This is a genomic window from Neiella litorisoli, from assembly GCF_014773395.1.
Taxonomy (GTDB): domain Bacteria; phylum Pseudomonadota; class Gammaproteobacteria; order Enterobacterales; family Neiellaceae; genus Neiella; species Neiella litorisoli.
The window spans coordinates 59839-71558 of the sequence record NZ_JACXAF010000024.1 but is presented as its reverse complement, the minus strand read 5'-3'; the positions used below and the strand labels follow the sequence as shown (position 1 = coordinate 71558).

The window sequence follows — 11720 nt, the reverse complement described above, 5'->3', positions numbered from 1 at the left end:
CAAAAAAGTAATGTGGAGATCAGATCGAAGTTCACGGAAAAAGTTCAAAAAAATCCCCGCCAATTGCTTAGCGGGGATTTGTGTATAAGAGACAGGTCCCTCGGGGCTGGCTTTTTTGTTTCCACTATCGCCAATCAATCAAAAGGAAATGGGCTCAGCTCAACAGTCAATCATGTTGCGATTAACGGTTCTACTCAGTTTGCTAATCAGTGCAGTGTGCTCAGCACAAACACCACCCAACATCTTGCTGATCTTATCGGATGATGCCGGTTATGCCGATTTTGGCTTCCATGGCAGCCAGGTAATGAAAACGCCTCACTTGGATCAGCTTGCTAAACAAGGGATACAATTTACTCAGGCCTATGTCACGGCTGCAGTCTGCGGGCCTTCGCGGGCTGGCTTATTGACAGGGCGCTACCAGCAAAAGTTCGGCTACGAAGAAAACAATGTACCGGGCTACATGAGTTCATCAGAGTTGACCGGCGACGACATGGGGCTGCCGCTGGATCAAATGACCATTGCCGATCACCTCAAAAAACAGGGCTACACCACCGGCTTGTTCGGCAAATGGCACATGGGAAATGCCGATCGATTTCACCCGCTAAAACGCGGTTTTGACACTTTTTATGGATTTCGAGGGGGCGCCCGTAGTTATTACGAATTCAACCAAGACAACGTTAATACTCGGCAAGAAGATTATTTAGAGCGCGATTTTGGCAACTTTGAGGAATCACCGAAATACCTCACCGACGCACTTGCCGACGCCACCAGTGCGTTTATCGAGGCCAATCAAAACCAACCGTTTTTTGCATTTTTGTCATTTAATGCGGTTCACACTCCGATGGAAGCCGATCCGGCTGACCGCAATCGGTTCCCTGAATTAACCCCGCAACGACAGACCTTAGCTGCAATGACATTTTCGATGGACAGAGCCATTGGCAGAGTCCTCAGCAAACTTGATGAACTCAACCTGAGCGCCAACACCATAGTGATTTATACCAATGATAATGGCGGTCCATCAGACACTAATTACTCCGATAACACACCGTTAAGCGGCACCAAAGCGAATCATTTAGAGGGCGGAATTCGAGTGCCCATGCTGATGCGCTGGCCCAGTCAACTAGCTGCTAATCGTCACTATCAATTCCCCGTCAGCACCTTGGATTTACTGCCCACATTGATCCAAGCCAGTGGCGGCACAATCAGCGCCAATGACGATCTCGATGGTGTCGATCTCTGGCCTTATCTCACAGGCCAAAGGTCATCTCGCCCCCACCCATTGCTGTATTGGAAGAAAGAAAATCGCGCGGCAATCCGCAGCGGCGATTGGAAGCTATTACGCTTTCCCGATCGCCCAGCAGAGTTATACGATCTGAGCTCCGACATCGGTGAACAGCACAATCTTGCTCAGCACCATCCTGCGAAAGTCAGACAGCTGTACCAGCAATTATTTCAATGGGAATTAACGTTAGAGCGACCGAAATGGCAGCTAAAACGGGTCTACGAAGGCAAAGCAATGGAACGGATGGATAACTATCGCCGTGGACAACCGGCCACAGAGTAACAGGCCTAATATTGTTCTGGATGGTGGTGCTTGCGGGAGTCGCGATTAAACAACCGCTGGATAGCGGGAATGGCCAACACAATCAGCGCAAGTAAATTCAGCGCCGGCACCAGAATCGAGTAAGAAGTCGCCAACATACTGCCATCAAAACCGCTGGCCAAAATGAAGCGATCGGCAAACCGAACCATGTTAGTAAGACCCAGCAAAGTGAAGATCGCCATTAATTGGCCGGCCGTTTTACACAAGTAGGCAATGTTAAAACTGATAAGCCCGAGAATAAATAAGGCCTTGAAGAAGTTAACGCTGGCGGCACCGAGGTACCAAAGGTATTGAGCTTGCTCACTAGGCATATGCCAAATGTAGTTCATCAATTGCGCCCCGAGCATGGCGATGATGACATTGGCGAGAGCCAAATTTCGAATAATTGATGAGCGCCAGTTGATTAAAACCGTTAACCACGCAGCGATGAGAGTGAAGTCCCCCCAATCGAACTGCTGCAAGGCTGCCCAAAAGTCGCTCATCTACATTACATATTTGCTTAGTAACGAGGCTTACTTGCCAGGTGGCTCTTTGCCGTCGCCATCACCACCGAGGAGTGGAAAATTCAGCATGAGGAGTCTCCTTGTTGTTTACTTCACGAATTGGCACATGATTAAAAGCGCATGTACCGGTGAGCAGCGCATGCCTGCGCTTCGTTAAAACTACCTGCTGAGCAACTGATTTTCCAGCATAAATTTGGCCTTAATTGTGATTAAGGCCAAAGCATGAAGGGTCAGTGTTAGGCTGGGCGAGCTCCCAGAGTATGGCAAATGGCGTAAGACAAATCGGCGCGATTCAAGGTGTAGAAATGGAAATCTTTAACGCCTTCTTTGCGGAGCACTTTAACCATGTCCATGGCAATAGAAGCCGCCAGCAAATTACGCGTGCCCTGATCTTCGTCGAGGCCGTCATACATGGTGTGCATCCATTTCGGCACCGCAACATTGGTCATGTCGGCAAAGCGCTTGAGCTGAGTGAAGTTGGTGACCGGCAAAATGCCCGGCACAATTTCAACATCAATGCCAGCTGTCAGACAACGGTCACGGAACCGCAGATAGCTTTCAACATTAAAGAAAAACTGCGTGATCGCTCGGTTGGCGCCAGCATCAACCTTGCGCTTGAGGTTAATCAAATCAGCTTGGGCGCTTTTCGCTTCTGGGTGAACTTCTGGGTAAGCCGCCACCGAGATATCAAAGTCGTGCTGTGACTTAAGCAGCTCAACCAAGTCGGCAGCGTACATATCAGGGCGCTCAGGGTTGCCCTCTGGCAAGTCGCCCCGCAGCGCGACAATGCTGCGAATACCATTGTTCCAGTATTCATCGGCAATGCCGCGCAGCTCGTCACGGCTGGCGTCGATGCAGGTCAAATGAGGCGCAGAAGCCACACCGGTTTCGTTCTGGATTCGCTTAACGATCTCATGAGTACGGTCGCGCTCACCACCACCGGCACCATAGGTCACCGACATGAATTTAGGCTTGAGTGGCGCCAGTCGCTTCACACTGCTCCACAGGGTTTGCTCCATCTTTTCGGTTTTCGGCGGAAAGAACTCAAATGAGACATTAATGTCACCGGAAATATCGGCCAGACTTTCATTCAGAGAGCCGAGGTGTTGGGCGTGGTGATAACTCATAACATTGGATCCTTCGCAATTTAGTCAAACCGACATATAGATGTTTAGACGTCTATACGTCTTTTTACAGATGCATGCCTTGGGTGTCAACCTAGAATTTGGCCGCTATGAAGCGGTCAAACCTGTTTATTCAATGATCAAACCTGACGCAGTAACCGGCATAACCGGAACAAGTCCATCTGAATGGCGCCTGCAGCCAGCTCCAGACCAGCACCAGGGCCTTGCAGCACCAATGGATCTTCGGCGTACCAGCGACTGCTAATCGCCGCTGCCGTCACCGCTGGCGGCAAGTTGGCAAACTTATGCTCACGCGGCACCATCGCCAAACCAGCCTGAATCGCGCCATCGCGATCCAGCGTCGCTTGATAACACAGTACCAATTGTTGCTCAGCCGCCTGCTGATAGAGCGCAGCCATGTGCTGATCCAGTAATTCCGCTTCATCCCAGCAAGCATCGAGCGACATCGCTTCCCAGCCGGCTGGTAACACGCTTTGTCGCTCAATTTGCTCAGGCTCGACATCCAAATCTAACCGTCGCGCCAAAATCAATAGCTTGCGAACGACATCTTCACCCGACAAATCCACCCGCGGATCTGGCTCGGTTAAACCCAGCGTCATGGCTTGTTGAACCAATTCGGTAAACGAACCCTGACCATCATAATGAGCCAGTAGCCAGCTCCAAGTTCCCGAAAACACGCCCTCAATATGATCGACCTGATCTCCGGCAAAGTGCAGCGCATCAATCGACTCGGTGATTGGCATGCAGGCTGAAATTGTCGCGCCAAATAGCCAATGACGGGCTCGCTCTTGCTGGTGCTGGGTGATTTCTCGATAGACGCTCAATGAAGCCGCTGCCGGCTGTTTATTGGCACTGACAACATGGCAACCCGCCTCAAACAAACGTGGATACTGCAAACCAAAGGCTTCACTATCGGTGGCATCAATCACCACCAACTCATCAAACGGATGGCTCGCCAGCAGCTCAGTGAGCTGCTCCATGTCATAGTCGATGCTGTCATTGCGATAAGCTTGAAACGCTTGCTCAGCTACACCAGCAAAATCGATCAGCGCTTTTGACTCACCAACAATCCCCGCCAGCACGACATCAAGGTTGTGGTGGTTGGCCAAATGAGTTTGCTCGCTGGCGTATAAATCCAGCCAAGCCTGGCCAACCTTGCCCGCACCGAATAAGACAATCCCGAGGCGCTTATCTGGGCTCGCAATCGCTTGGTGCAATTGCGCCACTAACTCGCCCAATTCGGTTTGGCGCATCACCGCCACTAGCGACACGCCATCCGGCCCAGTTTCAATAAACTCGACGGGCGCATGATCTAAGCGGCGGTAAAAACTATGGTAATGGCGGGCATTATCGCGCACACCAGCGCCCACTAACGCCAACAAACAATGCTGGTCGTTGAGGGTCAGATGACCGGAGTGTGGATAATCGGCTAATAATTCAAAGGCGGCGGAAGCAATTTCCTCAGTGAAACAATAACGCAAGCAGGCCTGATCTTGGCTGACATGAGAAGCCAACGGCATCAGCTGATGTTTGTTAAATAACTCAGTCACCGATTCATGCAGCGCAGCAACTTGTTTACCCTTGTTGCTGTTTATTGAGATGACACTGACCCGCTCCAAATAGGTGACCGTTTTAGCCCCTTTATCACCGGCCTGACCGGAGATCATTTGAGTGGCATTGCCGTGAGCGGCAAAGGTCGAACGCACGGCAGCTCGAATGTGGGTGCCCAGCAGCGGCTGCAAGGTTCTTGCGTGCAATACCGGCGAGCCTAAACGAGCAAGCTCATCGGCCTCTTGCAACGACAGTAGCGGTAAGGTGTGGGCACCGGTCACTTTGCGCGGGTCGGCGCTGTAAACCCCAGCAACATCGGTCCAGATGGTGACGGATTTGGCATCGGCTAAGACCGCCAACATTGACGCTGAATAGTCACTACCGTTACGCCCTAAGGTGACGCTTTGACCCGCCTGATTACGAGCAATAAAGCCGGTCACAATGAGTCTGGCATCAGCATGCTGCTGTTGAATCGGCGCCAGTTTTGGTTTGGACTGCGCCACGCTAATGGCCGGTTGCGGTCCATCGCCGGCAACAAAAATTACCCGCGCATCAAGCCATTGGGCTTTGCTGCCTCGGCTATTGAGCAACGCGGCTAATAAGCGCGCCGACCAAATCTCACCGTGAATCACAAACTCGGCCTGACGCTCTTGGGTTAACGGCTCGGTCAGCCAACGTTCAAGGTTAGCGATATCCATCGCCAACGCCTGTAATAGAGGCTGCCCAGCCCCCGCTGGCAATAGCGTGTCAATCAGGCCATGCTGAAATTGGTGAAGCTGTTCAAGCAGTTGTTGCTGCTCGGTGGCATCTTCAGCAGCCATACAAGCCAACAGGTTGTTGGTGGTTTTACCGGCGGCCGACACCACCACCATGTCACCACCATGGGTGTTTTCCTGCACCAGTTCACATACTTTTTCAAAGCAGTGAGGGTCGGCCAAACTAGAACCGCCAAACTTATGGACCTGAGGGGCTGCCATGGGACTTTATTCCTCTACTCGCTGATCACAGCGACATATTCTGTTGTGATTGATTTGCTTATTTAATAGCGTTCAAGCCGGCTTGGAGATCGGCAATCAAATCATCGGCATGCTCAATTCCCACCGATAGACGTAGCAGATTGTCAGTGATGCCAGCCGCTAAGCGAGCTTCTTCATCCATTGCCGCATGGGTCATAGTCGCCGGATGAGCAATCAAGCTCTCTACACCACCTAAAGACTCTGCCAAGCAGAATAGCTTGAGTTCAGCGAGGAATGCTTTGACTTCACTTAACTCAGCATCAAGCTCAAAGGCCACCATGCCGCCAAAGCCATGTTGCTGACGCTTGGCCAGCTCATGACTTGGGTGATCTGGCAAGCCTGGGTAATGGACTTTAGAAACTTTCGGATGAGCGACCAATAGCTCAACGATTTGCTGCGCGTTTTCTTCATGCTGGCGAATACGTGGCAATAAAGTGCGAATACCGCGCAGAGTCAGATAGCTATCGAACGGCGCGCCGGTGACACCAATACAATTGGACCACCAAGCAATTTGTTCACCGATTTCTGGATCTTTAGCAATTAAACAACCGCCAACCACATCACTATGACCGTTGATAAATTTAGTGGTTGAGTGCAACACAAGATCGGCGCCCAAAGTCAGTGGCTGTTGCAGCGCTGGCGACATAAAGGTGTTATCGACCACCACCAAAGCGTCTACTTCATGGGCTTTGGCAGAAATCGCGGCAATATCAACCAAGCGCATCAGCGGGTTGCTTGGCGTCTCGACCCACACCATTTTGGGTTTACGAGCCAGCGCTTGTGCCAGTGCTTGCTCGTCGTGCTGATCGACAATCGCCAATTCGAAGTGGCCTTTCGCTGCTAGATTGGTAAATAAACGATAGGTGCCGCCGTAACAGTCGTGTGGGATCACCAACAGGTCGCCGGCACTCAGTAACATGGTCGCCAAGTGGCAACCGGCGGTACCGCATGCCGTCACCACGCCATGGGCGCCCTGCTCTAATTCAGCCAGTGCTTTGCCCAACATATTGCGGGTTGGGTTGCCTGAGCGTGAATAGTCAAACTCACGTTTTTCATCAAAGCCAGCGAAGCTGTAGGTCGAGGTTAAATAGACCGGCGGTACCACGGCACCAAACTGGCTGTCGCTATCGATGCCAGCCCGCACCGCGGTGGTGGCGACTTTTTTATCCGTCATAGTATTCTCCAGAGCTGCAAGCGCTGCCTGATTGTAGTCGTTAAATAAAGGAGCAGAAGCCCGCTCATAATGGTGCCACCTTAGCCTTGCCGGTTTCGGACGTCAAGACTTCTGGACGTCTAGAAATAAGGACATATAGAAAGCCATATTTGACTGAGCCAGTCAGGTCGGTAAAATCGGCACTGTTTTAACAGTTGATACACAGGCCAAGGTATGACGAGCAAGTGGAACGGCGAATACATCAGTCCCTACGCCGAGCATGGAAAGAAGAATGAGCAGGTTAAGAAGATCACCGTATCGATCCCGCTCAAAGTATTGAAGGTGCTCACTGACGAGCGCACTCGCCGCCAAATCAACAATCTTCGCCACGCAACTAATTCCGAGTTGCTGTGTGAAGCATTCCTCCACGCCTACACCGGCCAGCCGCTGCCAACGGATGACGACCTCAACAAAGAGCAGCCTGATAACATCCCCGCTGAAGTGCGGCGGTTGTTGCAAGAACGTGGATTACCCATCCCCGATCTTTACGAAGAAGAAGACGAATCATAAAAAAAGCCCGAGTGATCGGGCTTTTTCGTTTCTAGCGCATTGAGTGAATCTTTTGCACTAGCAGTATCAGTTACTCGTTGACGGTGATGACCTTGATCCCTTCCATCCGGATATTGGTTTCAACGGCTTCGCCAATTTGATCCAGTGGGAATACGTGCGTCACTAGCCTGGTGATCGGCAAGCCTGCGTCTTTGATACTCTTCATGCAAGCAATGGCATTTGGATAATCCTCTGGGCTGTAAGCCCAAGAACCAACCATGGTGATTTCTTTGTTGCACATATCGAAGTGAGGATTCACTTTCGCTTCGCCATTATCAACAAAGAAGCCAAGCTCACATAAACCGCCACCCCGGGCAATCAGTTTCCAAACCGTCGAAGCCGCCGCTGGGCTGCCAGTACACTGGAATGCAAACTGAGCGCCGCGGCCTAATGTCAACTCTTGAACTTTTGCTGCGAGTGCTTCAGTTGATTCAAACTCGTTGAAATTCAAGCCTTGCGAAGCGCCCAATTCTTTTGCCAATTCCAGCCGATCGTTCTGACCATCAACTGCAATGATGTTTTGAATCCCCATGGCCTTGAGCACCGCAATAATCGACAAACCGATTGGGCCTGCCCCTTGAATCAATACAGGTGAAGCAAAATTCAGCAGGTTGGTGGTTTTAGCACGCTCAACGGCATGAACAGCAACCGCCACCGGCTCAATTAGAATACGTTCTTCGAGGCTAAACTCGGACACCTCAAAGAAAGTTGAGCCAGGTTTCAACACGAGATAATCACCAAACCAGCCGTTGAATTTGTTCTCCGGTTGGTCGCCCATCAACCCATAACAACCCATGTTTTCACACAAGTTGGTCCGACCCGGCGTGCTGGTACAAGGCCCACACTCACCACATGGAATGATGCTGGTGATCAGCTTTGAGCCCACTTCGACCGGTTTGCCAGTAGAGTCTGTGGTGATGTTTTTACCCAATTTGACGATGCGACCTGAGCCCTCATGGCCCAACACAACAGGGATCATGCCAAACGGATCGTTACGATATTCATGAACATCGGTGCCGCAAACGCCGCAACCTTCAACTTTTACCAAAATTTCATCATCGCTAATTTGTGGAATCGGATGATGTTGAAACTCAAACTTTTTCAGCTCGGTCAGTACTGCGACTTTGGCCTGCTCTGGAATTGCAATAGACATATAATTTGCCCTCAATGATTAGATAAGTTAATTAGAGCCTGTTGATCTTTGCTGTATGTTTTTGCTGCAATTTATTGGTGATTTAGGCAAGGAAGCGGTTATGAAATTGACTGGCCGTCAATGAATAACCGCTGACGCTGAATAAATTGCCAATAAACGCTGCCCGAAGGGTTCGTCAAAATGCTCATTTCGCTGCGTCACTCGCTATTTATATAGATTGCTATACGGCATAGCTCGTTTCTTGCTCAAAGGAGCATTTTGAACGAACAAAATTCATACACCAAAGTTCAACAGGCTCTGGGCTCTGCAGGCTCAAAACATCTATCAATGAACTCGCACAAGCCTTGAAATTGGTTCTGCGGCTGGTACAGAGACGTTTTCGACAAGACGCCGTGAAATCATCCCTGATGGCTCAACTGCTGCTCCCTGCAGCAGATGCTTGTCGCCAACATATCTGCACCATCCGTCAATTTGATTGCGGTTTTAGCAATGTTCTGCTCCCTCTTCTTGCCTAAGTACAATCGGCAAAAAAATGTCCTCAACCAGCAACAGGACAATGCTGGCTGAGGCTCCTGATTTGTCAGAATCAGGAGGAGGAGGAAACTATTTCAGATGCGGATTGACCGCTTTCAAGCGATCCACCACCACCGCTTGTACCCGTGGGATCACCGACTTCATGACATACGGCGGGTATGCTGCGCCGACATCGGCATCAATCTCTTTGTGCGCTTCGCGCATGTAAGTGGTGTGGACGATGGTGCCAATATTGATCTTGGCAATGCCCATGGTGATGGCTTTTTGAATGTCTTCATCAGCAATACCGGTACCGCCGTGTAGCACCAGTGGCGCGGCGACAGCGTTAGCGATTTCTTGCAAACGATTGAAGTGAATTTTCGGTGTGGTTGGGGTAAAGCCGTGGGCCGTACCAATGCCGACAGCCAGCATGTCTGGGCCTGCTTCTTCGTAAAGCGCTTTGACGTCAGCAACCGATGCGAGGTAATCATCTTCGCACTGCACCACCACATCGCGGCCCATGATCTTGCCGATTTCCGCTTCGACGGTGACACCAGCGCTGCGGGCATATGCCACCACTTCTTTGGTCATGGCGATGTTTTCTTTGAGGCTCTGATGCGAGCCGTCAATCATCACTGAGTCATAACCGTCGTCAATGGCGCGCTTACACAAATCAACCGAGGTACTGTGATCAAGGTGCAAAAAGATGTCGTTATTGGCGATCTTGGCAAAACCATCGACCATCTTGCGACACAGATAAGTGCCATTGAGCTCAGCCACCGGCGGATACGTCATCGCCATAAAGGGCAAATCAAGCTCGTTCGCTGCCAGCGCGACCGCGTGTAAATCGTATATGTCGTTGATGTTGAAACCAGCCAGGCAACGCTGCTCCTGACGATAGTTCTGAACTAGTTGAGTTAATTTATTGGTCATCATTTAATCCTGATTGTCAGTCGCAATTAGTAGTCAAGTTTCTTAGTTAAACCACGGCCCGTGGTTGCCGGTGCAGATGCAGCTAATTCACTAACGTCAGTCCAATAGTTGAACTCACGAAGATCGTCGAGCAAATGGCCGCGGGCCATGATCCAGTGGTGATCCATGCCGTGGTTCATTACTGAGGCAGCAATCGATTGCGAGCAGATGTCTTTCGGCGCCACTTCGCCATAACAGCCGCGATAACGCATTGGCGAGTCGACAATATCGCCCTCAAAGGCGAACACAGTCGATGCATGTGGATATTGATATTTGGCAATCGTGACTGGACCAAGCTCCTGCAGGAATTCCACCAGCATGCCGCACGACTCGGCCGGATCGAAGTTGTCGAGGATGCTGTGATTTTGCATATCGAAGGTGGTGCCTTGGCGCAGCAATTTGGTGGAGGTGCCGCCACAGTGCCACATACCCACTTTGTTATCGGCATGATTGACGTAGGAGAAATCCATCAAGGTTGGCAGCCCTGCGCCAAGGGTCATCTCGTTGAAAGTGACCATGGTCAGCAGTGCGCCCATGTCCGACTCATCGGCAATCGGCAAGCCCAGATCCTGTACCAAGGCACCGGCACCATCACCGGCAATGCCATATTGCTCAAACAGTTCTGGCCAGTTCTTCAGGGCGACACCGATGTAGCCATTGGCATTGGCGTAATCAGCCACCGCAAGGGCTAAACGGACAGACAAGAACAGCTCTTTTTCGTTGACCCCGTTGTTGCCCAACAGTGGCGATGCCAGCAATGCTTCAACAATCGGATTGACCACATCGGCACCGAAGGTCTTCTCACCATGCAACCACACAGTGGCCAAATCGACCCGATCGACATCTAAACCGAAATGCTTGGAGATGGACATTTCGTTCAGTTCGCAATCGTAGAAGCCCGGTACGCGCATGCCGCCAACCATGAGGATTTTGGCAAACTTCATTCGCGCCTTGGCAGAAGCAACCCGAATGAAGCGATCCAGCGAGGCGTTAAGTGCTTCAGCACCTGGCTCTTCAAATACCCAGCTGTACTTCACTTCCATCGAAGATAGGTTGTTGAGCAGGAAGTTCTGCCCACATAAGCGGTTAGCCGTCAGGTTGCCGCCTGTTACTTCGGTGTGCGACCAGCTCAACATTGGCATGTCGTTATTGCGCAACCAAGTTGCCAGCGCCATCGCCAGATCGCCAGCAATGTATGACGCTTGGTAGATCACCAGTGCCTTCATACCTTGAGCGGCATATTGATTGAGCAGCTTGAGCAAATCTTCGCGCGTTTGAATAGGCGTTGGCTCGGCAAGCAGCGAGTTGCTATCGGACATAACACTTTCAATCTGCTGCTTGGCTTGGCTGTAAGATGCTTTGGCTTTTTCCCAATCAAAATGCAATTCAAAGCCAATACCAATCAAACCAATGGCAACATTATCGCGAGGCTGGGCAGGGCTAATGGCCTGCTTCATCAAGTCTTCAACCACGCCTTTGCGTTCTAAAAAGTTAACAGTCAT

Annotated in this window: 9 protein-coding genes; 2 read left to right on the top strand and 7 right to left on the bottom strand. The window is 50.9% G+C overall.

The annotated features are described in order from the left end of the window. Positions 1-172 precede the first annotated feature (172 nt). The gene (locus tag IC617_RS15940) at positions 173-1564 is read left to right on the top strand and encodes a sulfatase (protein ID WP_224746069.1); all 1392 of its coding nucleotides are present in this window, start codon (positions 173-175) and stop codon (positions 1562-1564) included. 5 nt (positions 1565-1569) lie between these two features. Here the strand turns inward: IC617_RS15940 and IC617_RS15935 are convergent, their stop codons facing one another. The 4 genes from IC617_RS15935 to metB all read right to left on the bottom strand — a co-directional run bounded on the left by IC617_RS15935 (position 1570) and on the right by metB (position 6992). After that, the gene (locus IC617_RS15935) at positions 1570-2085 is read right to left on the bottom strand and encodes a hypothetical protein (protein WP_191145979.1); all 516 of its coding nucleotides are present in this window, start codon (positions 2083-2085) and stop codon (positions 1570-1572) included. Between the two features lie 257 nt (positions 2086-2342). Continuing rightward, positions 2343-3233, bottom strand: coding sequence for a methylenetetrahydrofolate reductase (metF, locus tag IC617_RS15930; RefSeq protein ID WP_191145978.1), 891 nt, complete (start codon positions 3231-3233; stop codon positions 2343-2345). A gap of 137 nt (positions 3234-3370) precedes the next feature. After that, the gene (gene metL / locus IC617_RS15925; protein WP_191145977.1) at positions 3371-5779 is read right to left on the bottom strand and encodes a bifunctional aspartate kinase/homoserine dehydrogenase II; all 2409 of its coding nucleotides are present in this window, start codon (positions 5777-5779) and stop codon (positions 3371-3373) included. Positions 5780-5837: 58 nt separating this feature from the next. After that, positions 5838-6992 carry a cystathionine gamma-synthase gene (gene metB / locus IC617_RS15920; RefSeq protein ID WP_191145976.1) on the bottom strand — a complete coding sequence of 385 codons (1155 nt, stop codon included), beginning with the start codon at positions 6990-6992 and terminating at the stop codon, positions 5838-5840. A gap of 213 nt (positions 6993-7205) precedes the next feature. Between metB and metJ the strand changes: the two genes are divergently transcribed. Continuing rightward, entirely contained in the window at positions 7206-7541 is a 336-nt protein-coding gene (gene metJ / locus IC617_RS15915) for a met regulon transcriptional regulator MetJ (protein WP_087506825.1), read from the top strand. Between the two features lie 70 nt (positions 7542-7611). On the opposite strand, the gene IC617_RS15910 is transcribed toward metJ, so the two are convergent. The 3 genes from IC617_RS15910 to IC617_RS15900 all read right to left on the bottom strand — a co-directional run bounded on the left by IC617_RS15910 (position 7612) and on the right by IC617_RS15900 (position 11720). Next, positions 7612-8733, bottom strand: coding sequence for a zinc-dependent alcohol dehydrogenase (locus tag IC617_RS15910; protein ID WP_224746068.1), 1122 nt, complete (start codon positions 8731-8733; stop codon positions 7612-7614). 603 nt (positions 8734-9336) lie between these two features. Continuing rightward, a complete protein-coding gene (locus IC617_RS15905) occupies positions 9337-10179 on the bottom strand; it encodes a class II fructose-bisphosphate aldolase (protein ID WP_191145975.1) in 843 nt (280 codons plus the stop codon). Between the two features lie 26 nt (positions 10180-10205). After that, entirely contained in the window at positions 10206-11720 is a 1515-nt protein-coding gene (locus tag IC617_RS15900; protein ID WP_191145974.1) for an L-fucose/L-arabinose isomerase family protein, read from the bottom strand.